19 protein-coding genes, 1 tRNA gene and 1 pseudogene are annotated in these 21,493 nt (G+C 56.6%); 10 read left to right on the forward strand and 11 right to left on the reverse strand.

Annotation, left to right across the window (positions count from 1 at the left end; genetic code table 11):
• Positions 1-203: 203 nt before the first annotated feature.
• The 3 genes from GS614_RS13345 to GS614_RS13355 form a co-directional block, all read right to left on the reverse strand.
• The gene (locus GS614_RS13345; protein WP_171170677.1) at positions 204-2,060 is read right to left on the reverse strand and encodes an SLC13 family permease; all 1,857 of its coding nucleotides are present in this window, start codon (positions 2,058-2,060) and stop codon (positions 204-206) included.
• A 776-nt stretch (positions 2,061-2,836) separates the two neighbouring features.
• Complete coding sequence (locus GS614_RS13350; protein ID WP_171231959.1) at positions 2,837-4,156, reverse strand: hypothetical protein; 1,320 nt, start codon at positions 4,154-4,156, stop codon at positions 2,837-2,839.
• A gap of 256 nt (positions 4,157-4,412) precedes the next feature.
• Positions 4,413-4,486 (reverse strand) — tRNA-Cys (locus GS614_RS13355).
• Positions 4,487-4,711: 225 nt separating this feature from the next.
• On the opposite strand from GS614_RS13355, the gene GS614_RS13360 reads away from it, so the two are divergent.
• The 3 genes from GS614_RS13360 (at position 4,712) to GS614_RS13370 (ending at position 7,725) form a co-directional block, all read left to right on the forward strand.
• Positions 4,712-5,365, forward strand: coding sequence for a protein-L-isoaspartate O-methyltransferase (locus GS614_RS13360; RefSeq protein ID WP_171231941.1), 654 nt, complete (start codon positions 4,712-4,714; stop codon positions 5,363-5,365).
• A 94-nt stretch (positions 5,366-5,459) separates the two neighbouring features.
• Positions 5,460-6,878: a TolC family outer membrane protein gene (locus GS614_RS13365; protein WP_171170416.1), complete on the forward strand. Its 1,419-nt coding sequence runs from the start codon at positions 5,460-5,462 to the stop codon at positions 6,876-6,878.
• Positions 6,879-6,951: 73 nt separating this feature from the next.
• Positions 6,952-7,725 carry a hypothetical protein gene (locus GS614_RS13370; protein ID WP_171726551.1) on the forward strand — a complete coding sequence of 258 codons (774 nt, stop codon included), beginning with the start codon at positions 6,952-6,954 and terminating at the stop codon, positions 7,723-7,725.
• Positions 7,726-7,728: 3 nt separating this feature from the next.
• On the opposite strand, the gene GS614_RS13375 is transcribed toward GS614_RS13370, so the two are convergent.
• Positions 7,729-9,186: a cobyric acid synthase gene (locus tag GS614_RS13375; RefSeq protein ID WP_152457468.1), complete on the reverse strand. Its 1,458-nt coding sequence runs from the start codon at positions 9,184-9,186 to the stop codon at positions 7,729-7,731.
• Between the two features lie 62 nt (positions 9,187-9,248).
• On the opposite strand from GS614_RS13375, the gene GS614_RS13380 reads away from it, so the two are divergent.
• Positions 9,249-9,818 carry a cobalamin biosynthesis protein CobQ gene (locus GS614_RS13380; RefSeq protein ID WP_171228415.1) on the forward strand — a complete coding sequence of 190 codons (570 nt, stop codon included), beginning with the start codon at positions 9,249-9,251 and terminating at the stop codon, positions 9,816-9,818.
• Positions 9,819-9,905: 87 nt separating this feature from the next.
• On the opposite strand, the gene GS614_RS13385 is transcribed toward GS614_RS13380, so the two are convergent.
• The gene (locus tag GS614_RS13385; RefSeq protein WP_037310273.1) at positions 9,906-10,226 is read right to left on the reverse strand and encodes a DUF6280 family protein; all 321 of its coding nucleotides are present in this window, start codon (positions 10,224-10,226) and stop codon (positions 9,906-9,908) included.
• A 218-nt stretch (positions 10,227-10,444) separates the two neighbouring features.
• On the opposite strand from GS614_RS13385, the gene efp reads away from it, so the two are divergent.
• Positions 10,445-11,008: an elongation factor P gene (gene efp / locus GS614_RS13390; protein WP_170346480.1), complete on the forward strand. Its 564-nt coding sequence runs from the start codon at positions 10,445-10,447 to the stop codon at positions 11,006-11,008.
• Positions 11,009-11,062: 54 nt separating this feature from the next.
• On the opposite strand, the gene GS614_RS13395 is transcribed toward efp, so the two are convergent.
• Both GS614_RS13395 and GS614_RS13400 read right to left on the reverse strand, forming a co-directional pair.
• Positions 11,063-12,004: an ABC transporter transmembrane domain-containing protein gene (locus GS614_RS13395; protein ID WP_171119462.1), complete on the reverse strand. Its 942-nt coding sequence runs from the start codon at positions 12,002-12,004 to the stop codon at positions 11,063-11,065.
• Positions 12,005-12,117: 113 nt separating this feature from the next.
• Positions 12,118-12,855 (reverse strand): folate-binding protein YgfZ, encoded by a 738-nt coding sequence (locus GS614_RS13400; RefSeq protein WP_171119463.1) that lies wholly within the window; start codon positions 12,853-12,855, stop codon positions 12,118-12,120.
• Positions 12,856-12,928: 73 nt separating this feature from the next.
• On the opposite strand from GS614_RS13400, the gene GS614_RS13405 reads away from it, so the two are divergent.
• On the forward strand, positions 12,929-13,603 hold the full coding sequence (locus GS614_RS13405; RefSeq protein WP_171170422.1) for a TIGR04283 family arsenosugar biosynthesis glycosyltransferase: 675 nt from the start codon (positions 12,929-12,931) through the stop codon (positions 13,601-13,603).
• Between the two features lie 7 nt (positions 13,604-13,610).
• On the opposite strand, the pseudogene GS614_RS13410 reads toward GS614_RS13405, so the two are convergent.
• Positions 13,611-14,366 (reverse strand): annotated as a pseudogene (locus tag GS614_RS13410) (hypothetical protein); the annotation flags it as partial.
• A 103-nt stretch (positions 14,367-14,469) separates the two neighbouring features.
• Between GS614_RS13410 and GS614_RS13415 the strand changes: the two are divergent.
• Positions 14,470-15,240, forward strand: coding sequence for an alpha/beta hydrolase (locus GS614_RS13415; RefSeq protein ID WP_171206582.1), 771 nt, complete (start codon positions 14,470-14,472; stop codon positions 15,238-15,240).
• A 98-nt stretch (positions 15,241-15,338) separates the two neighbouring features.
• A complete protein-coding gene (locus GS614_RS13420; RefSeq protein WP_171726552.1) occupies positions 15,339-16,178 on the forward strand; it encodes a DMT family transporter in 840 nt (279 codons plus the stop codon).
• A gap of 39 nt (positions 16,179-16,217) precedes the next feature.
• Here the strand turns inward: GS614_RS13420 and GS614_RS13425 are convergent, their stop codons facing one another.
• Positions 16,218-16,499 carry a hypothetical protein gene (locus tag GS614_RS13425; RefSeq protein WP_152457476.1) on the reverse strand — a complete coding sequence of 94 codons (282 nt, stop codon included), beginning with the start codon at positions 16,497-16,499 and terminating at the stop codon, positions 16,218-16,220.
• A 210-nt stretch (positions 16,500-16,709) separates the two neighbouring features.
• Here GS614_RS13425 and GS614_RS13430 point away from each other — a divergent pair, with 210 nt between their 5' ends.
• Positions 16,710-17,321 (forward strand): hypothetical protein, encoded by a 612-nt coding sequence (locus GS614_RS13430; RefSeq protein WP_171206580.1) that lies wholly within the window; start codon positions 16,710-16,712, stop codon positions 17,319-17,321.
• Between the two features lie 83 nt (positions 17,322-17,404).
• Here the strand turns inward: GS614_RS13430 and GS614_RS13435 are convergent, their stop codons facing one another.
• A complete protein-coding gene (locus tag GS614_RS13435) occupies positions 17,405-18,373 on the reverse strand; it encodes a UDP-glucuronic acid decarboxylase family protein (RefSeq protein WP_171170429.1) in 969 nt (322 codons plus the stop codon).
• A gap of 292 nt (positions 18,374-18,665) precedes the next feature.
• Here GS614_RS13435 and GS614_RS13440 point away from each other — a divergent pair, with 292 nt between their 5' ends.
• On the forward strand, positions 18,666-19,115 hold the full coding sequence (locus GS614_RS13440) for a hypothetical protein (protein ID WP_216601178.1): 450 nt from the start codon (positions 18,666-18,668) through the stop codon (positions 19,113-19,115).
• A 4-nt stretch (positions 19,116-19,119) separates the two neighbouring features.
• On the opposite strand, the gene parE is transcribed toward GS614_RS13440, so the two are convergent.
• Entirely contained in the window at positions 19,120-21,078 is a 1,959-nt protein-coding gene (parE, locus tag GS614_RS13445; RefSeq protein WP_171119470.1) for a DNA topoisomerase IV subunit B, read from the reverse strand.
• Positions 21,079-21,493: the final 415 nt, after the last annotated feature.

Here is a 21,493-nt window from a genome sequence, read left to right on the forward strand (position 1 = left end):
AGTCGCGCGCAACAATGATGCAGAGGCATGGAAAGCGACCTGTGGGCGTCGATGGGCGGCATGGTGTGCCGGGACCCAGCCTGAGGTGGGCCCGGCGACGAACGGTATTTCAGCAAGGGGCGTAGACTATGGTGAACGGGTGCCTCGGCTGAACCTGTCCAGATGATGGGAAAAGACCACCGAACACCCTGGATCCTCTTGCGCTAATAGATGACGTTTATCATGAGCAGCGAGACGACCAGAAACAGCGCCGTCATTATTCCGCCGGAGCGGACGAAATCCATCACCTTGTATCCGGCCGGACCCATGATCAACGCGTTTACCTGATGGGTTGGGATGATGAAGCTGTTCGAGGTCGATATGGCGACCGTCAGGGCAAAGACGGCCGGGTTTCCACCCGCCGCCACCGCAATCGATACCGCCAGAGGCACCAGCAGAACCGTGGCCCCCACATTGGACATGACCAAAGAAAAGGCCGTCGCCAGAATGGCGATGCCGGTTTGCAGCGACCAGAGCGGCCAGCCGTCCAGAATTATCATGATCTGCTGCGCGATCCACGCGGCCGTGCCTGTGTTCTGCACGGCTTGTCCCAAAGGTATGAGGCAGGCGAGCAGGAATACGGTGTTCCATCCGACCGCGCGGTACGCCTCGTCCACGCTGAGCACACGGGTCAGCATCATGCCCACCGCGCCGGTAAGAAGACAGAGTGAAAGCCGGACGTCCGTGAACAGGATCAACGATAGCGAAATGGCGAAGAATGCCAGGGCCCAGCCGACTTTTTGCGGCCGCAGCTCGTCCTGAGGAAAGTCCGTCGTCACAACGACGAAATCCGGATCTCGTTTGATCCGCATCAGGTTGTCCCATCTGGTATGTGCCACAAGCATGTCGCCCGCCTGAAACTTTTCGAGCCCGATCTGAGTGGATTCGTGATCCTCGGTCTCGACATGGCTCAGCGTCTCTTCGCCGCGGTGAATGGCCAGCAGCGACATCCCGTAGGTCTTGCGAAACAAAAGCTCGCGGGGGCATTTGCCGATCAGCTTGCTGTCGGGCGTGATGACCACCTCGGCCACGCCTGCATTGGTTGGGGCGAACTCTTCGACGAAAATGTCCAAATCCGGAAGAACGGTCAGCCCGTATTTCTCGGCGAACTTCTCGACCTCCCAACGGCGGCCGACGATGGCCAGCCGACACGGCGCTGCAATTTCCGCTGTCAAAACCTGAACCATCGAGGTTTTGCCGCGATAGAAGGTGGAAATGATGTACAGGTGGTTTTCGTGGTTGATGTCGGCCAGAATCTCGCCGACCAAAGGGCTGTCCTCGGGCACCACGACTTCGAACACATCGGCTTTGAGGCCATAGACCCTTTGCAGGTATTCCTGTGTCCCTTGTCCGGTACCCGTATTGTCAGGCCCTTCAGCCTCGGGCAAAACCCAACGTCCCAACAGCAGAAAGTAACCAATTCCCGTCAGGATCAGAACCGCACCGATCGGCGTGACCGAGAACAGGCCGAAGGGCTCCATTTTCTGAGAGGCCGGCAGACTGTCATTTGCCGTCAGGATCAGATCGTTCAGCAGGATAAGAGGAGACGACCCCACCATCGTCATGGTGCCGCCCAAAATGGCGCAGAATCCCATCGGCATGAGCAGGCGCGACAGCGGTATGCCCGACCGTGTGGAAATTCGGCTGACAACCGGCAGAAACAGAGCAGCGGCGCCGACATTCTGCATGAACGAGGATATGACGCCAACGGTGCCGGAAATGATTGGTACAACCCTGCCTTCGGATTTGCCGCCGTATTTGAGGATGACGGCAGCCACCTTGTTCATGATCCCCGTCTTGTCCAGACCGGCCCCGACGATCATGACCGCAATGATCGAGATGACGGCATTGGATGCGAAGCCGTCGAACAGAAGGGTGACATCCGCCAGATTTCCCAGCCCGGGCGCGTAGCTGAGCAAGCCTATGAGAACCAGAACCAATATGGCGGAAAGGTCGATCCTTATGATCTCGGAAACGAACAGAAAAACGGTGAAAGCCAGCAGGGTGCAAACGACCCCCATCTCGAAGGTAAAGGCAATGTGTTCCACAATACGTCCAGAACTTTTTCTTTGTTAGAGTCCTAGTTCATCCTTCCCGAGTTGTCATGAAGTTTCGTTTTTCGGCGATGTTGAGACATAATATTGCTCAAGGGCTGTTGTTTGAGCAATGCTTTCGGGAACCCCGTTTGACGAACACGTCAGAAAGAAGGATTGGACAAATTGCATGAGGCAGCCTGCACGTTTCGAGCGGGTGCGATGCCGTTCCAACCAGGTCGAAGCAGCACAGGTAATGGCAGGTCAATTCCAGCCATGGACGACAGACAATCCGACAGCTTTGTTTGCGGCACCATTCTGCCGCTGCCTGAACCGCTTAAAGGGCCTGCTTGGCCGTCCCTGATCGCAATCTGACTACAAGAAAGGTCTGTACCCAAATGGCTGGGACCAATGGTTGAGGTCACAAATTCTGATCATTTCGAGATGAAGATGCCCAGGAAGTACGGCGGGTGTTGCCTGAACGCAAGCTGGCGGCATATGTCCAGAATGCTCGCATTCGGATGGAACAGAACAAGATCACAATACGAAAAATCCAATAGTTGGTTGGATATTGGACCTCGAGGAGGGAAAAAGTACCGCGAGTCAGTGGAGGTATTGGAGGCGAGTACCTGTTTTGAAATCGAACCGCTTTTTCAGAAAAACATATTTAAAACAAAATCTTGGATTTGGTCGAGCCGTGCTGCACAGGGGAAATGTTGCGGGATTTGTTGCGGGATAGCTCGACCTAGTTTTTCTCTCTCGTGCTAGGTTTTGGCTTTTAGACAGAGCATTATGAAATCAGAAAGCGTACCCCAAAGCATCTTTAGGTGTTCAGGTGAAACGCTAAAATTTGGCGAATGAACGTATCTGTTCAAGGTATCCATCGAAATAATAACGTCGCCCTGTTGAAGCTTCTTGAGTGCACCGAGGTACTTGTTGTCAATTAACCCATCGTCCAACATGTGCTGAGCTACCTTGGATATGCGAAGTGCTAGCTTATCGTTTTTGTGCACAGCGCTCACGTTCCTAACTTTCACATAATGTTCCACGCCAAGCTCAAGCAGCACGCGAAGAAGAACCGAAATAGCATTTGGATGCTGGTGAAGCTCAAGTTTGAATTGAAGCTCCTCCCATATCTCGCGAACTCTGTGCTGCTGTGCTGTCCAAGTTATACCGTGCTCAACAATTGGAATTAGATGCGGCCAGACCGTTGGTTTTGGCGGTTTTGGTGAGGGTGGTTGTGGATTTGGAGGAGTCGGGCCCGGCATTGGAGTGGGCTTGGGCTTCGGCGATGGGCTGCTGGCGGTCGGCAATATGCCTTCGCGCTCCAACTGATCAATGTACCTGAGTTTGGACTCAGCGTCCCAAATATCATCAAGTGTTACTTTACGGTTAGAGAGGTCTGACGCTACACGGCTTAGTGCCTGTAAAGCTTCCTTCTTATTTCGAATGAACTCAAAGCTGTTCTTTTTTACAGAGATTCCAAGGCGATTGCGGAGGCTTTCGGCGGACAGCAAACGGTTTAAGTTAGAACGTGGAATTTTCTGCGGTGGCAAGAGGTTTTCTTGCCGAAGGAACTTTTCAACTTCATCAGCGATGTTCAGCCCGCGATGTTTTCCTGTACGGACGACAAAGTTGTTCTTCATCCGGTCGTCCCAAGTGCTTTGACCGATACCGCTTTGAACGCCTGTGTGACGTCGAAAAAGTATGTCGTCCACTCGGTCGCGGTCATCCTCCACCCGGCATTCAATTGTATCGGGGAGCGTACCGTTCCACTCAGTTCTTAGTTTTTGAAAATACTGTTGAAGTTCGACTGTGGGTGCTCGCCTGGGTTCAGTAATGAGCTTGAGGCAGGTCGTCCGTCGGTTACCATCCGCAACTATGAACTTGCCGTCCTTGGGGTAGACTAAAGGCGGTTCGAAAATCTCGCCCTTGCTGGCTAGGTCTTTTGCGAGGTTTTTCATGTGCTGCTCTCGCAGAGCAAAAAGTTGGGCAATCGCAGCAGTTTCGTTTTCTAACTCCCCATGCCGATCGTTTGCTGGGTTCACAATAAGCGCGCTAAGCGGCAAATCTTGATATGCCATTCACAAAGTCTCATTCAAATCTTCAACTTAGAAATGTTTCCCATGCCTATGGCAAGCACGCAATAGGTGTAAATCGTCGCAAGTCACTAGGAGTGTTGTTCTTGACATCCGCCAAGCGACGTAAGGTGGTTTTTGCAGCAAAAATCGTGTTGCGGGAAATGTTGCGGGATTTTTGGCGAAATTAACGGTTTGGCGCAACGTAACCAATTGAAAGCAAACAGTTTCAACGTGTTACGGGATTTAGTGATTAACTAAATGGAGGCGAGTACCGGAATCGAACCGGTGTACACGGATTTGCAATCCGCTGCGTCACCACTCCGCCAACTCGCCTTTACAAGTAAAATCAAATACTTGCCGTGGTGTGCGTGGGGTTTTAGCAGCTTTCCCAAGGGGCGTCCAGAGGATTGCGCGCAATTTTGTCGACGAGATTGAAATTTGCCGAAGCCCGCAACCGCAAACGCATGGGCGTAGGGGGGTTGCGTCAACAGGGCCGTTGCTGGGCGTTTCAGGATGTGGCAAAAGCCGGGTAACTTTGGGAATGACTCGAGAGATCCTATGACAGATTTCGCTGCCCGGCGCCGCACTATGGTTGATACGCAAATCCGGCCTTCGGATGTTACAAAGTTCCCGATCATTGAGGCGATGCTGAACGTCCCGCGCGAAAACTTCGTGCCTGACGCACAGCGTGAGGCCGCCTATGCCGACAGTGTGATCGATCTGGGCAACGGGCGCTGTATGCTCGAGCCGAGAACGCTTGCTAAAATGCTGGATGCGCTCAACATTTCGAACGACGAGATGATTCTCGATATCGCGCCGGCAACGGGGTATTCCACTGCGGTTGCCGCGCGTATGGCCCAGTTGGTTGTTGGTGTGGAAAGCGACGACTCGCTGGCGTCCGAGGCGCAAAGCCTGTTGGCTGAGGCCGATGTGGACAATGCCATTATCCACGTCGGTCCTTTGGAGCAGGGTGCGGCTGAGCACGGTCCTTACGATGCGATCATGGTGCAGGGCGGTGTTGAACGGATTCCCGACGCTCTGTTGGATCAGCTCAAGGAACATGGCCGGATTGCATGCCTGTTTGTTGAAGGCAATCTTGGAACTGTGCGGATCGGTCGAAAGACCGGAGGCCGGGTCAGCTGGCGGGATGCGTTCAACGCCAGTGCACCGATACTAGAGAGCTTTTCGGCGGAGTGTGCATTTTCGCTATAGTTCGCCGATAGATTCTGCTGGCGCCTTGATTAGTTGAAAAGAAGACCGCAAACTGCTTTCAGGGCAGTGTAATTTCGTTTGAGAGGATTTCGGTATGCGTGGTTCAGCGACAGGCAAGCTGGTCAGGGCATTCGCAGTGACCGCAGGACTTGCCATCAGCGTTATGCCAGGGCGTCCGGTGTGGGCTGACAACATAACAGACGCCTTCATCGGCGCGTATAATACAAGCGGCTTGCTGGAGCAGAACCGGGCGCTGCTGCGCGCGGCAGATGAAGACGTGGCAATCGCGCTTTCTGCATTGCGGCCAATCATCAACTGGACTGTACAGGTCAGCCAGGATTATACCCGGTCTCGGACCAACAATGTGGTCACAACGACCGAGCCGTCCCGGTTTTTCACCGGTCTGGGGCTAACTCAGCTTTTGTATGATGGTGGCGCTTCGGTTCTGGGCAAGCAATCGGCGCAGGAGACGGTTCTGTCGACCCGGCAAACCTTAATCGACATTGAGCAACAGGTGCTTATCCGCGCTGCAAATGCTTACCTGGGCGTGCTGCTACAGGAAGAAACAGTCGCAATTCGCCAGAACAACGTGGATGTTTCGGCGGAAGAGCTTCGCGCATCGAATGATCGCTTCGAAGTTGGCGAAGTGACGCGAACGGACGTGGCGCTTTCCGAGGCGCAGTTGGCAAGTTCTCAAGCTGATCTGGCGGTCGCTCGTGGTGAACTGAGCATCGCGCAGGCTGAATATGTCAATGCGGTCGGCAAGGCGCCAGGGAGGACGGCCGGTCAACCCAGCCTGCCCAATCTTCCACGGAGTGAGGCAGAAGCGATCAGCCTCGCGCAACGCAACCACCCGGCGATTCTGTCGGCGCAGCATCAGGTCCGCGCTTTTGATCTGATTGTCCAGCAACAGCGGGCCAACCTTGGGCCGAATGTCAGTTTGAATGCTGATGCGGGTGTGCGTGAAAGCTATGATAACAACGACTATGTGAACGACGCGACCGTGTCGCTGGACTTTACACAGCCGATTTACGCCGGTGGCCGGTTGGCCGCGAATGTGCGGCGCGCTATGGCAAATCGGGATGCGTCTCGTGCGAATCTTCTGAACGTACAAAAGAATATCACACAGGGCGTTACGGACCGGTATGCAGCGTTCCAGGCAGCCAGTGCCAGCCTCAGGGCATCGACGGAACGGGTTCGCGCATCGCAGGTGGCATTTGATGGCATCAGGGAAGAAGCGACCTTGGGTGCCCGGACCACTTTGGACGTTCTGAATGCTCAGCAGGATTTGCTGGACGCGCAGCTGGCCGAAGTGGCGTCGCGAACGGAACGATCCCGCGCAGCGTATCAGCTGCTGCAGGCGCAGGGCCTTTTGACGGCAGAACGTCTTGGCCTGGCGGTTCAGATCTATGACCCGACTTTGTACTATAATCTGGTCAAGAAAGCCCCCGCGCGTGTCAGCAAACAGAGCAAGGATCTGGATCGAGTCCTCAAAGCGTTGCGTCGGGACTGACCGGCAATACTATTTGTTGTAGGGCTCGGATTGTTTGGCTACACTCGATCCAACGATAGAGCGGTAGAGAACAATGTCTGATAATGTCGTGAAAGCAGGGATCGAAGACGTTCTGTCTTCGGTCAAACGTCTGGTCAGTGAAGACAGTCGCGGTAAATCCTCCTCGGATCAACAGGGTGCAACGCGCAAGCCGGGGCGCTTAGTGCTGACGGACGCGCTGCGCATCAGCAAACCCGCTCAGCCCGAGATCATGCCCGCCAAGCCGTCTCCTGATGTTGCTGACTCGGCCAAGCCGATGCTGCTGCGTGCCTGCGACATCGTCAGGGCAGGTGATCCTGCCAACACTGCGGATGACGCGACCGAGGGGCATTCCGCGGAAACTGGCTCAACCGATGATCCCGCGATCAGCCTGAGTGCCAAGATCGAAGCGCTGGAAGCGGCGATTGCGCAAACCGAGGATCAATGGGAGCCGGATGGCGACAGCGCAGACGCCTATTCCGGCACACCGACGCATTCCCTGCCGTGGAACGTCGAAGAGGAGTTTGCGGCCGCAAGGACCGTCGTTCTGACTGATCAGGAAGATACGGACGATCCTCAACCCGAGTCCGCTTCGATACAAAACGCAGAGTTCGTCCGGGCGGGACGACCGGCTGAATCCGATCGTGCCACTGAAGTCGTTGAAGACGTTTCGACAACGGATTTGGATGAAGAAACATTGCGTGAGCTGATCGCGGAAGTTGTCCGCCAGGAGTTGCAAGGCGCGATGGGCGAGCGGATCACGCGAAACGTGCGCAAAATGGTTCGGCGGGAAATCGCGCGTGCGCTCGCCGCGAAAGATCTGGGATAAGACTCAGCCGCGCTGTGGTGGCTGTGCCAGGCTCAGCATCAGGTCAAGATTCATGTGGCGCTCCAGATGATCGGCCAGATCATCCAGCGCCTGCTCTACCCCGTCTTCGTAGGCAATGTCCGACGTCACGCCCAGCGTTGACAAATAGCGGGCACGAAATGCGTCTGACGAGAAAATTCCGTGCAGATAGCTGCCCTTGACCCGGCCGTTGCTGCTGGCTGCGCCTTCTGGTCTGCCTTCGACCTCAAGCCATGCGCGGGCGCGGTCAGGGCCGTCGGTATGGCCCATGTGGATTTCGTATCCGCTGACCGGTTCTCGGTCTGGCAGGGCATGGGCGGAACGCAGGATGACCTGTTTCTGCCCGCCCATTACGGTTTCGACGTTCAGCAACCCTAATCCATCAACTTTGCCGGGCCGGCCGTCCACGCCATCAGGATCGGAAATGGTCTTGCCCAGCATCTGATAGCCGCCGCACAACCCCAGGACATGTCCACCCCGTCGAACATGGGCATACAGGTCGATATCCCAGCCCTGTGCGCGAAAATAGCTCAGATCTCCGATCGTGGACTTGCTGCCGGGAAGCAGAACCAGATCCGCATCGCCGGGCAGGGGACGTCCGCCTGGAATGACCTCGACGCTCACGCCGGGCTCGGCAGACAACGGATCGAGATCGTCGAAATTGGCCATACGCTCCAGTTGGGGCACAACGACCTTGCACGCGCCACCTGTATGGGAACGGATGTCCATCATGTCTTCGGCCGGCAGTTTCCAGGCGTCGTGAAACCAGGGCACAACCCCAAGGCAGGGCCAGCCTGTTCGGGCCGAGATGTCATCACGGCCTTCGTCAAACAGGGACACGTCGCCCTTGAAACGGTTGATGGCAAAACCCCTGATCTGCGCCACGTCGCCTTCGTCCAGAACGGCCTGAGTCCCAACGATCTGCGCAATCACCCCGCCACGATGGATGTCCCCGACCAGAACAACAGGAATGTCCGCTGCTCGGGCAAATCCCATATTGGCGATGTCACCTTTGCGCAGGTTGGTCTCAGCCGGGCTGCCAGCGCCCTCGATCAGAACCAGATCAGCGTCGGCGCAGAGCCTGTCAAAGCTTTCCAGCGCTGCGCCCAGTAGCTTGGATTTGTCCTTGCGATAGTCACCGGCCTTCATCGTGCCAGCGCGCTGCCCCTGAACGATAATCTGCGCGCCGGTATCCGTCTCGGGTTTGAGCAGAATAGGGTTCATGTCCGTGTGCGTTTCTCGCTTTGCCGCACGGGCCTGAAGGGCTTGTGCGCGGCCAATTTCGCCACCGTTTTCAGTGACGGCTGCATTGTTCGACATGTTTTGCGGTTTGAACGGCGCGACCCGAAGGCCCCGGCGCGTGTAGGCGCGCGCCAGCCCCGCCACCAGAACCGATTTTCCGACATTGCTGCCGGTCCCTTGAATCATGATGGCGCGAACCATGCCTTGTCTCCTATAAGTCTGGGCGCAGATGATCTGATTTGAGCCGAAAGGGAAAGCCCCGGATGAATACGCCTGCGCATCTTTTGATCGGGGCTGCCGTGTTCGCCCGGCCGCCGCAAGGACGTATCCTCTGGGCCGCGCTCGTGGGAGCGTTATTGCCGGATCTGTCCCTGTACGTGATGGCGGGCGTGTCCCTGTTTGTTCTGGGCATCCCCGAGCAGGTGGTCTTCGGGCAGCTTTACTTTTCCCCGGCGTGGCAGACCGTATTCGCCATAGACAATTCCTTTATCCTCTGGGGGCTGGCATTCTTGCTGGCAGTCTGGAGAGGTTGGCATGTTCTGGCTGTCGGCGCAGCGGCGGGTCTGTTGCATCTTGCGACAGATTTCCTGCTTCATGCGGGCGACGGACGGCCACAGTTCTGGCCCATCAGCGACTGGGTGTTCCACAGCCCTGTCAGCTATTGGGACAGCGACCATCATGCATTGTGGGTGGCGCCGGTGTCAGCCTTTGTCTGTCTGGCTGCATATGTTCTGCTGTGGCAGCGTGGATTGCCTGTTTGGGGCAAAGCCCTGTTCGCTACCATGCTGGCGGCTGAATTCTGGGTGGTTCGGCAATGGCTATTGTTCTTTTGAGCCATTGGCTTCATGCCTGTCGATCAGGCATAGAAAAACGCGCTCTGACAGGCAGAGCGCGTTTGTTCAATCCAAATCCACTTTGGTTCAGGCAGCTTCGGCCTGCTGTGCAGCGTTGCGGCGTTCGCTTTCTTCCCGCGACAGGGCGACCGAGGTACGGACGCCGCGTCCAACGAATTCCATCAATCCGCTGACAACCCGTTCGTTCGGGTCAATGCCTGCGCAGGACAGAACTTCGCGCCCATCGCGCGAACGCGCCCAGCGGGCGATTTGTTCGGGGCCATTGCCGTATTTCTTGTCATCGGCGATAGCATCATCAAGCGCAGCCAGGACAACGGCCGCGAAAAGTTTGCGCGCACGATTGCCTTGCTCATTGTTAAAGGCAGTGCCGTCAACGAAATCTCTCATCTCGTCTTCCTTGTTGTTCTTGCTCTTGCATTTTCGGCGTGAGGGTCTTTATGACCGATTAGGTGCGATTCGGATACAGCTAAAATGCATAGTTGCGTTGCGTCACTTGCATGGCTCGCTGCACCTGCAGCACTAGGTGTCGTTGTCTTGTCAGGTGTGATCCCGCCAGATATAGGGACCGCAACTGATGCATCAACCGTTTGTGAAGGATTTATGTAATGCCCAAGATAAATGGGAACGAAATTCGCCCCGGCAATGTGCTTGAGCATAACGGTGGCCTGTGGGCAGCGGTCAAGGTCGACCATGTTAAGCCGGGCAAAGGCGGGGCTTTTGCACAGGTAGAACTGCGCAACCTGCGCAATGGCTCGAAATTGAACGAACGCTTCCGCTCGGCGGACAAGGTCGAACGCGTGCGTCTGGAGCAAAAGGATCAGCAATTCCTGTATGAATCCGACGGAATGCTGGTGTTCATGGATTCAGAAACCTACGAACAGATTGAATTACCAGCAGAATTACTGGGTGACCGCCGTCCGTTTCTGCAAGATGGCATGACCATTGTTGTCGAATTCTACGAAAGCGAGGCGCTGAACGCAACGTTGCCGCAGAAAGTGACCTGCAAGATCGTCGAGACCGAACCGGTGGTAAAAGGTCAAACGGCGGCGAACTCTTTCAAGCCCGCGCTGCTGGACAATGGCGTGAAAGTCATGGTTCCCCCCTTCATCGGCCAGGACGAAATGATCGTCGTGAACACGGAAACGATGGAATATTCCGAACGCGCGTGACGTTTCGTCACGTTACGTATCAGGCCGCGCAGGCACCCGCCGCGCGGTCTTTTCTTATGCGTTGGGTCGATAGCGATAGCGGGTTGGATCCGGGCCGAACAATTCCAGCATCAATTCGTATTTGATACGATTGGCGCTGACCTGACGATAGAATGCGATCAGAAAGGCAGTGGGTCCCTGAATGCGGCTGAGCCCACTGGTGGCGGCCACCACGGTGCCCACATCCGTTTTGCCGTGCAAGACCAGATATCCCCCCAGCATCAGGATGCCGACGGTGCCGGCCCCGTTGATCACGCTCAGCAGGAACTTTGCCGAAAGTTTCCACAGGAACATCCGCCGCCGCGTGTCATAAATGTCATCGAACATGATGTTGATATCCCGCTCAACGGCTTCGATATCCTCGGTCGTCAGTCGGTCGGTGGCACCGCGCAGAATGCGAACCCGTTCCGCCACGAAAGTGTTCACTTTGCGCTGCGAGACCAGAACGATGATGATTTGCGGCACGATCATTGACAACGCAATCAGCCCCAGACCTGGTTGCGTGGACGAGATATAGCCGATGACGCTGATCAGCGTTCCGATCTGAACGACCGGATCCGAAAAGGCTCCACCGGCAAACTTGCCTAATTCTTCGGCTTCGGCCGAAATGGCGGTGGTCATGGTGCCTTTGCGCAGGCCTTCGTCTGAATCCTTCAGGTCGGTCGAACGCCAAAGCAGGCGTTGGCGGATCAGCCGGATCATGTCTTCGCCCAAGGTTCCGGCGCGATAGCCCAGTACCCATTTCAGGGCGAGGCTCAGCAGGATGACGGCCATCATGCCGATGCCCAGTTGGATCAGTTTTTCAGTCCCGACATCGTCGGATGTCAGGTGGTTGACGATGTCGCGCTGAAACTCAAGCGGCACGGCGGCAAGGCCCGCAATTGCGACGGACAGCATGATGAGGATGATCTGCCGCCCCGCACTGGCGCGCCAGATCGCGGAATAAAGTCGAAACATGCGGGTATCCGGTTCGTCCTGTTTGCCTGCACTTTGGCAGTGCAGGACAACGGGTTCAAACTTTTCGATACAAGCTGATGCGCGGGTCGTGCCGATTTGGCAACAAGGTGGGCTCAGTCCTCCAGGCGCACTGTGGCGTCTCCGGCCTGCATCTCAGGGCCTGCACGATCAAATCGCAGATACGCGATCCCGTTTCCGCCGGCCTGTGTGTACAATGTTCCGACAGGTTTGCCATTTGCACTGATCTCGGTCCCCACCGGGGCCGAGCCCTGGACAACGACGCGTCGCAGACCTTTGCGCAATTCGGTTTTGTGCTTCATGCGCGCGGTCACTTCCTGCCCGACATAACATCCTTTTTTGAAATCCACGCCATTCAGCGCTTCGAAGCCGGATTCCAGGATGTAACTGTCCGGGGTCAGTTCAATGCCTGACTCGGGAATGCAGTGCCGGACGCGCAGTGCATCCCAGTCGGTTCCATCATCGCCCTCGGGTTCGGGGGAGTAGTTGCGCCAGCCCATGTCCGGGTGGCGGGGATCGGGCAGGGCGGTTTCCGGCGCAGCTTTGGTGCCGCGTTGCAGGTTCAGATCGGTTCCCTCGATCGTCACATCCGCACGCAGCTTGTACATCGTCAGACGTTTGACCAGATCATCCGCAAGGTGTTCGGCCACATCCAGAAGAACTCCGTCGCCATCTCGTTTCAGGAAGAAATCCGCCAGGTACTTTCCCTGCGGAGTAAGCAGAGCGGCGTAGACCAACCCGTTGTCCAACCCCTTAATGTCGTTGGTAATCAGATCCTGCAAAAAGCTTTCGGTATCCGAGCCGGACAGGCGCAGTATGCGGCGGGTGGGCATGGCTTGGTCCTCGTCATTTCCTCAGGCCTCGTGATATAGGAAGTTCCGATGCCAAGACCAGAGGTTATCAGACGTGCCCGCGCCTATTACCGTCGTAATCCCGACCCTCAACGCCGCCGATGCTTTGCCCGAATGTCTCGGGGCTTTGATGGAAGGGGTGCATGCCGGGTTGATCCGGGAATTGATCATCAGCGATGCCTGCTCAACCGATCACACGCCGGATATTGCGGAAGAGGCCGGTGCGACGGTCGTGACCGGCCCACCATCCCGAGGCGGCCAGCTGCGCCGAGGGTGCGCGCAGGCCAAAGGGGATTGGCTGCTGATTCTTCATGCGGATACAGTGCTGCAACAGGGGTGGAGCGAGACCGTCAGCGCCCACCTGCCTTCAGCCAAACCTGCCGCGTTTCAGCTGGCGTTCCGCGCGCGCGGGATTGCGCCGGCCTGGGTGGCTGGCTGGGCCAATCTGCGCAGCAGGATGCTGGGATTGCCCTACGGAGATCAGGGATTGCTGGTTCCGCGTCACACCTATCAAGCGGCAGGCGGGTTTCCCGACCAGCCGTTGATGGAAGATGTGGCTTTGGTGCGCGCGTTGCCAAAGGTAACTGTTCTGAACACACGCGCCTTTACGAGTGCGGAGCGGTATGAGCGGGCGGGGTGGATTCGGCGCGGTGCTCGGAACCTGTGGACTCTTCTGCGTTACTTTCTTGGGGCTGACCCGCAAGCTTTGGCGCAGACGTATCGTCGCTGAGCGTGGTGCGCAACTCGACCACGGATTTCCCTAGCCGAAACGGTGCCGCAAAACTGACAAGGCATAGGGCCACGATTTGCAGGACAAGAATATGAGCATTGTCCTGTAGGTATTCCCATTCTTCTTTCAGCTTCCCGACCTGCGCGATCAGGTCGTCGTAGCTCTGCGCAAGTATCAGGTAGTCGCCAGCAATCGCGGGAACCTTGCGACGCATGTTGTCAATGGCGGTCTGTGTGTTTTCGTCCAGTGATGTGAAGACTAGGAACTGGTCGATGTCAAAGGCATCGGCCTTGGCGGCCATGTCACGTATTTCGTCCTTTTCGTCCTTGGACTGACCGCCAACCAAGAAGTGAAGCCCCTGTAGGGGGGCCACTTCGTTCGTGACCGCGATGAACAGGGGCAGTTCCGAGTTGCTGGCGGTCGAAGCTGAAAGGAATTCAACCTTTTCGCATAAAACGGCGGTATCCGGATCAAAGGCCGGATCACAGAACCGCAGGCGGAACCGGGCCGCATCCCTGTCAAATGCCAGCGTCGCGGCATAGGCCACGTCGATCTGTCGGTCCAGTCGCGAGCTGTCCGAGGTGTAAAGCCCGGCCAAAACAGCCACCAATGCCCCGATGCCACCCAGCACAACCCATACCAGATCAGCCAGTTTCCACGCCCGGTGCCCTGCCGGTTTGCGAAACAGAAAGGCAGTGCCGATTGAGCCGATGACAAAGAACAGGATCAGCAGCGGCAATTGATTGTCGGTCACAAAACTCATGCGTCCAATCTTAGGACCTGTGACCCGTCCTGCAACAGGGATCACGGGCAGTTGTAACGTCTTACCATATCCCCATACTGTAGGCAGCGCAGGGGGGACTTCGATGACCAAAGAAATCGTTCTTATCCACGGAGCATTTGCCGGACCTTGGTGCATGCAGGATTACGCGGCCTTCTTTCGGGACCGAGGTTGGACGGTTCACGTTCCTGCCTTGCGTTACCATGACGGTGATCCGAAAGCGGACCCCGACCCGGGTCTGACTGATGCCAGTGTCATGGACTACACCAATGACATCGCCGATTTTGTTCAGGGACTGGACCGCAAACCTGTCATTTTGGGGCATGCCATTGCTGGGGTGGTGGCGCAACAAGTGGCGTCTCGTGGTTTGGCCAGTGCCATCGTTCTGATCAATCCCAATGCGCCTTGGGGCACTTTGCCCGAAACCGATGATGAACGGGCTGTACCGCGCACCTTGATGGAAGGCGGCCCATTCTGGAAGCAGCCGATGCGGGTCGGGTTCGATTTGATGGCCCCATTCGCCTTGAACAAGATGGATGAGGCGCAGCAGCACGCTGTATTCGATCAATTGGGCGCGGAAAGCGGGCGCGTGATGTTTGAAATGTTCTTTTGGATGTTCGATGACCATCACGCGATCAAGGTTGATTTCGACAAGGTTGACTGCCCGGTTCTGGTGGTCTCGGGTGCCGAAGACAGGGCTGTTAACCCCGATACCTGCCGCGCACTGGCAACGCGCTATGGGGATCGCGGAACCTTTTTGCTGGTCAAAGATCATGCGCATTTCCTGTTCATGGAGCCGGGTTGGGAAGGGCCGGCCTCGAAGATCGAGAAATGGCTGACAACCCAGGTGATCTGAAACGGGCTTGACAACGATCCACCCTTTGCAGACATGGCGCCAATTGAATGGGGCAAATGACCCTTTTGGCGCGAAATCTCTGCGGGAAAGGTCCGGACATGACCCTGTTCGTTGTCCTTATTATTCTTTCGGCTGCTTTGCTGCACGCGGTGTGGAATGCAATCGTGAAGACAGCGGCGGATCGAACCACCATGCTGGGTTTGGTCGCTTTGGGTCAAGTGCTGCCTGGGGCACTCATGGTGATGCTGCTGCCACTGCCAAACCCTGAGAGCTTTGTTTACATCCTGCTCTCGACCGTTGTGCATTTCGGCTATTACTTCATGCTGGGAAAAGCCTATCAGCATGGTGATCTGAGTGTGGTCTACCCCATCGCCCGTGGAATTGTCCCGGCGCTGGTTTCGCTTTGGGCAATGGCCTTGGTCGGAGAAGTGCTGCCTTTTCAGGCCTGGACCGGTATCGCCCTGATTGCCCTGGGTATCCAGCTGAGCAGTTGGAAAGCTCTGCGCTCGGGCGTTGGACGCACCGCACTGATGTTTGCGCTGGGCACCGGGTTCTGCATTTCGATCTATTCGGTCGTTGACGGGATCGGTGTTCGGCTGTCGGGCAATACGCTCAGCTATTGGGCGTGGGGTGCGTTTCTGCACCTGTTCATTGCCGGATTTGTCGGGGTGCAGAAACGTGCGACCCTGAAAGACCTGCCAGCCAAAGTGTGGATGATCGGCATTCTTGGCGGGCTGGTATCGATGACAGCTTATGGTCTGGTACTGTACGCCAAGAATTTTGCACCGCTGGGCGCAGTTTCGGCGCTGCGGGAAACTTCGGTCATCTTTGCCGCACTGATCGGGTTCGTATTCCTCAAGGAAGGCAACTGGGCGCGACGGTTGGGAGCCGCAGTGCTCATGGCCGTGGGTGTCGCCCTGATCGGAATGGCGGTCTGATCCGGCTGAAAAGCCCTGGGCGACAGTGATATTTCTGGCTTAGCGGCCGACCTGAAACGTGCTTTGTGGCTTCCAGTGCATGGTGCCCTTGTCGCTGCTTACACATCGCAGCAGGCGTTCCTCGCGCGTGTTGATCGTGTCAGTCACGGTGTTGTCGCCAAAGATCACGATGAAGGAATCCGGGGAATAAGCCAGCCCCTTGTAATAGCAAAACCGTGTTTCCGCCCCGTCCGGGATCGGAGATGCCAGGCTAAGCGTCTGTTGCGCCGGGGCCTGGGTCGCCAGCATGGCAAAGGCCAGCCCATAGGTCAGTGTTTTCATGTCGTCCTCTCGTCCTGCAAATCTGTTGTCGATCAAAAAGGGTTTGGACGCCCGGACCTCAATCATGGTTTCTTGTTTCAGCAAGTTTGAACGAGATCAACGGGTTAGGCAACGAAAATCCTACACGCGCAGCGACAAGCCAAGGGGGCGATTTTTACGGTCGGTCACTTCTGTGGTAACATGGCCGCATTGTTTAAGGAGAATTGAGAGATGTTCAGACCCTCTGTGCAAGCGATTATGGACGTCATGTCCCAAAAGGGTTTTGTGGTTTTCGACACCCCAACTGTCGATTGGAACCTGAACATAGTGGGCATTCGCGCCCACCCGGTTTCACCCAAGAAATTCGATGATGTCATGACGGTGTTCCACCGGTTTCTTGGCGTTTGGGATATAGCGTATTACCCGATGACGGCCGATCCCAGCGATCACTACCTGAAGAACCCGATAAACCCGGATGGGACGGCCATTCTGGCGCCGGGGCAATATCGGTCCTGCTACAAGATCGATATTCATAAACGAGGCCGGCCCGGAGGCCACAAGGCGCTGTGTCAAAGGCTGGGAACCGTTACCGTGTTTCGGGACAACAACAGGGATGGAAACCTGAACCTTGTTAATCCTCAAAGCGGGATGTTCGGCATAAATCTGCACAAGGGGCCAAACAACGGTGACGATGACACGGCGAATACGATCTATTCCGCCGGGTGTCAGGTATTCGCCGATCAGCGTCACTTTGCCGAGTTTCTGCTGAAATGCGAAGCCGGGCGCGACGCGTTTGGCAACAAGTTCACCTATACGCTGCTGGATCAGGCAGATTTCGAATAAGGCGATGCTTAGCGAAGGTTCTGCAAGCGCCGGGGCAGGTCAGGGGCTGGGGGCGTGCCCGGATTCTAAACCGGGCCTTGGCCCTAGGTCTCGACTTCGGCCTGAAGGTCTCGGAAATACCGGATGGTTGCGTGCAGCCCTTCTTTCAGTTGCACTTTGGGCTCCCAGCCCAGCAGGGTCCGCGCCAATGTGATATCGGGCTGGCGCTGTTTCGGGTCATCCTCTGGCAATTCCTTGAAACTGACAGGGGTCTCGGCCCCCACAAGGGCCTGCACTTCGCGGGCCAGCTCGTTCATCGAGAATTCGTTAGGATTGCCCAGATTGACAGGGCCGGTCACGTCCGCGCCGGTCTCCATTAGGCGGATGAACCCTTCGATCAGATCATCCACGTAACAGAAAGACCGGGTCTGCGTACCGTCGCCAAAGATCGTGATCGGATCACCCGTCAGGGCCTGCATGATGAAGTTCGACACGACGCGCCCATCTGCCGGGTGCATTCTGGGCCCGTAGGTGTTGAAGATGCGGGCGACCTTGATCTCCAACCCCATCTGCCGGTGATAGTCGAAGAACAAGGTCTCGGCGCAGCGCTTGCCCTCATCATAGCAGGATCGCGGGCCAACCGGGTTGACGTTGCCCCAATAATCTTCGGTCTGCGGATGGATGGTCGGGTCGCCATACACCTCGGAGGTCGAGGCCTGAAAGATTTTGCATTTCAAGCGTTTCGCCAGACCCAGCATGTTGATCGCGCCATGAACGCTGGTCTTGGTCGTCTGCACCGGATCGTGCTGGTAATGCACGGGCGAGGCCGGGCAGGCGAGGTTATAGATCTCGTCCACTTCCACAAACAGAGGGAAGGTCACATCATGGCGCATGAACTCGAACCGCGGGTTGTTGTGCAGATGGTCAATGTTGCGCTTGGTGCCGGTGAACAGGTTGTCGACGCACAGAACCTCGTGCCCCTGATCCAGAAGCCGGTCGCACAGATGCGAGCCCAAAAACCCGGCCCCACCGGTTACGAGAACACGTTTTCGACTGTCATAAAGGCGGGCCATTGCAAATCCTTAATCGTTAAATCCAAGCCAGCTTGTCATGGGGACGCCGGTTCTTGGTTTGATTAGTAAACCGAAGGGATTTGAATTGCAGTAGATTTTGGTTTTTTGAGGGCGCGTGTGGTGTGGGGGTGTCTTCTGTCCAAGCAATACAAGATGTAAAGTATCAAGCACGCGCCCTCGGACCGGGCGCGAGGTTTCGTTTTAGGTAGGAAGAGTGTTTACACCAAAATCATTGCAGACAAAGTACCGGGTGCGAGCACGCATCTTACGAAACCAAAGTTGGAGTTGTAATTTGACAAGCCAAATAGCCTTGCATCTGAAAAACCGTCAGCTTGGACTTTATGCAAATTCGTTGTTTGTTGAGATAGAGAAGGCGCGAAAGACTGCAAACTACCAGGCGGTTTTGACAGGCTCCGCACGACACCTGTTCATTTCTCTCAATGGTCCAAACAACGTTGCGCTATCAAACGGAAAGCCTTTCGATGCGACGGAAGCCGCATTCCAACCCAGAAGGTCAATGCTACCCCCCGGAGTTGTCAATCTGTTTGCCAAATCGGCAAATTCTATCGGTCTTAAGCGTGAGCAGTTACGGGCTGAGTTTTTGCGCGGCGCTAACGTAGAGCAGGCAACTCTCGAAGACTATGGCTTGATCTACTCCAGTTCGGACGCTTGGGAGAAAGCAAAAGATGCAATCTTCTCAGTTTTTGACAAAGGCAGTCGATTCCGGCGTGTATCTAGATAGTTGGTCAAACATCCAACTCCTCCACAAACCGCGCGTTTTCCTGAATATACTGGAATCGCAGTTCGGGCTTCTTACCCATCAGGCGCTCGACCAGATCGCCGGTCTCGCCGGGTTCGTCCTCATCAATAGTGACCCGGATCAATTTCCGGGATTTGGGGTCCATCGTGGTCTCTTTCAGGTCCTTGGCGTCCATCTCGCCCAGACCCTTGAAGCGCGACACGTCGATCTTGCCCTTGCCGCCCAGACCTTTCTCAAGCCACTCGTCGCGCTCGGCCTCGTCCAGACAATAGACGCGTTTGGCACCCTGCGTCAGGCGATACAGGGGCGGGCAGGCTAGGTACAGGTGGCCCGCGTCGATCATCGGGCGCATCTGGGTGAAGAAGAATGTCATCAGCAAGGACGCGATATGCGCCCCGTCCACATCCGCGTCGGTCATGATGATGACCTTGTCATAGCGCAGGTCGTCGAGGTTGAACTTGCTGCCCAGCCCCACGCCCAGCGCCTGCGTCAGGTCGTTGATCTCGGCATTGGTGCCCAGTTTCGAACTGGCTGCGCCCAGCACGTTGAGGATCTTGCCGCGCAAGGGCAGCAGGGCCTGCGTTTTGCGGTCACGCCCCATTTTGGCCGAGCCGCCGGCCGAGTCGCCCTCGACGATGAATAGTTCGGTGCCTTCGCGTGTTGAACTGGAACAGTCCACCAGCTTGCCGGGAAGACGAAGTTTTTTAGTGGCGGACTTGCGTTGTGTTTCCTTCTCGGCCCGTCGGCGCAGGCGTTCTTCGGCCCGCAGGATCAGGAAGTCGAGGATCGCGCCGGCGGATTTCGTGTCGGCGGCCAGCCAGTTGTCGAAATGGTCGCGCACCGCGTTTTCCACCAGCCGCTGCGCCTCGACCGTGGCAAGGCGGTCTTTGGTCTGGCCGACGAATTCCGGTTCGCGGATGAAGCACGAGACCAGTGCGCAGCCCCCTGCAATCAGGTCTTCCCGCGTGATCTGGGCGGCTTTCTTGTTGTTGATCAACTCGCCATAAGCCTTGATCCCCTTGAGGATCGCGGCCCAGAACCCGGCCACATGGGTGCCGCCCTCGGGCGTCGGCACGGTGTTGCAGTAGGATTGGATGAACCCATCGCGTGAGGGCGTCCAGTTGATCGCCCATTCGACCTTGCCGGGGGTTCCGAATTTCTCCTGAAAATCCACGGTTCCGGCAAAGGGTTGGTCGGCATAGGTCGACGAGCCATTCATCGTCTCTTTCAGGTAGTCCGACAGCCCGCCCGGGAAGTGGAAGGTGGCCTCGGTGGGCGTCTCGCCGTCGTCGATGGCGGATTTCCAGCGAATCTCGACGCCCGAAAACAGGTAGGCCTTGGACCGGATGGATTTGAACAGGCGGGCGGGTTTGAACCGGTGGTGGCCAAAGATCTGGTCGTCAGCGTGGAAGGTGACTGTGGTGCCGCGCCGGTTGGGGGCGGCGCCGACCTTTTCCACTGGGCCCAAGGGGACACCGCGCGAGAAACGTTGTTCATAAAGTTGCTTGTCGCGGGCCACCTGAACGACCATCGAATCCGAAAGCGCATTCACCACCGAGGCGCCCACGCCGTGCAGACCACCCGAGGTCTGATACGCTTTGCCCGAGAATTTGCCGCCCGCGTGCAGGGTGCACAGGATCACCTCGAGCGCGGATTTGTCCGGGAACTTGGGGTGCGGATCGATCGGAATGCCGCGCCCGTTGTCGCGCACGGTCAGGGCGTAATCGGCGTGAAGTTCCACCTCGATCCGGTTGGCATGGCCTGCCACTGCCTCGTCCATCGAGTTGTCGAGGATCTCGGCCACCATATGGTGCAAAGCGCGTTCATCCGTGCCGCCGATATACATACCAGGTCGCTTGCGGACCGGTTCCAAACCTTCGAGCACCTCGATCGAGGAGGCGTCATAAGTTGTGGTCGCTTCTGGCGTCAACAGATCGTCGGGCATGGGTGCTGCTCTTGTTTTTGAGTTTCCCCCATTATGGCAGGTGATGTGGTCCGGGGGAAGAGGGGCGCGAGGTGTTGTGGACGGATTGAAGGCGCGGGGCCGCGGGAGGCTTGCACAATGTGGCGGCGTCACGATTAGCGGTTTTGCTTGAAACCACCACCCCTGGCCGTGGCGCGGGATGGTTCCGCACTGCCGTTGTCGACAGATGGTCAGGGACTGTATTCCGGGCTGCATTTTTCGCGACAAACCCGTCCGATACAACCAGCGACGCGACAAATAAAGTTACGCGATCGGGTTGAAGTCAGCCTTGCGGCGTCTCCGGCTCATTGACGGAATCGCTTTAAAAATATATCGTGAAGCAAGACTCCCAAAGTATCTATATATCAGTTCCAAGCGTTCAAGAGTTACGTTTATT

The organism is Ruegeria sp. HKCCD6604 (assembly GCF_013110635.1).
Taxonomy (GTDB): domain Bacteria; phylum Pseudomonadota; class Alphaproteobacteria; order Rhodobacterales; family Rhodobacteraceae; genus Ruegeria.

Bases quoted from the DNA above. Each gene is read 5' to 3' on its own strand.
- parE (WP_171119470.1), bottom strand. From the start codon at position 21,078: ATGCCCGACGATCTGTTGACGCCAGAAGCGACCACAACTTATGACGCC.
- GS614_RS13435 (WP_171170429.1), bottom strand. From the start codon at position 18,373: ATGGCCCGCCTTTATGACAGTCGAAAACGTGTTCTCGTAACCGGTGGG.
- GS614_RS13365 (WP_171170416.1), top strand. From the start codon at position 5,460: ATGCGTGGTTCAGCGACAGGCAAGCTGGTCAGGGCATTCGCAGTGACC.
- efp (WP_170346480.1), top strand. From the start codon at position 10,445: ATGCCCAAGATAAATGGGAACGAAATTCGCCCCGGCAATGTGCTTGAG.
- GS614_RS13415 (WP_171206582.1), top strand. From the start codon at position 14,470: ATGACCAAAGAAATCGTTCTTATCCACGGAGCATTTGCCGGACCTTGG.
- GS614_RS13420 (WP_171726552.1), top strand. From the start codon at position 15,339: ATGACCCTGTTCGTTGTCCTTATTATTCTTTCGGCTGCTTTGCTGCAC.
- GS614_RS13400 (WP_171119463.1), bottom strand. From the start codon at position 12,855: ATGCCCACCCGCCGCATACTGCGCCTGTCCGGCTCGGATACCGAAAGC.
- GS614_RS13425 (WP_152457476.1), bottom strand. From the start codon at position 16,499: ATGAAAACACTGACCTATGGGCTGGCCTTTGCCATGCTGGCGACCCAG.
- GS614_RS13385 (WP_037310273.1), bottom strand. From the start codon at position 10,226: ATGAGAGATTTCGTTGACGGCACTGCCTTTAACAATGAGCAAGGCAAT.
- GS614_RS13360 (WP_171231941.1), top strand. From the start codon at position 4,712: ATGACAGATTTCGCTGCCCGGCGCCGCACTATGGTTGATACGCAAATC.
- GS614_RS13380 (WP_171228415.1), top strand. From the start codon at position 9,249: ATGAATACGCCTGCGCATCTTTTGATCGGGGCTGCCGTGTTCGCCCGG.
- GS614_RS13395 (WP_171119462.1), bottom strand. From the start codon at position 12,004: ATGTTTCGACTTTATTCCGCGATCTGGCGCGCCAGTGCGGGGCGGCAG.
- GS614_RS13350 (WP_171231959.1), bottom strand. From the start codon at position 4,156: ATGGCATATCAAGATTTGCCGCTTAGCGCGCTTATTGTGAACCCAGCA.
- GS614_RS13345 (WP_171170677.1), bottom strand. From the start codon at position 2,060: ATGGGGGTCGTTTGCACCCTGCTGGCTTTCACCGTTTTTCTGTTCGTT.
- GS614_RS13430 (WP_171206580.1), top strand. From the start codon at position 16,710: ATGTTCAGACCCTCTGTGCAAGCGATTATGGACGTCATGTCCCAAAAG.
- GS614_RS13370 (WP_171726551.1), top strand. From the start codon at position 6,952: ATGTCTGATAATGTCGTGAAAGCAGGGATCGAAGACGTTCTGTCTTCG.
- GS614_RS13375 (WP_152457468.1), bottom strand. From the start codon at position 9,186: ATGGTTCGCGCCATCATGATTCAAGGGACCGGCAGCAATGTCGGAAAA.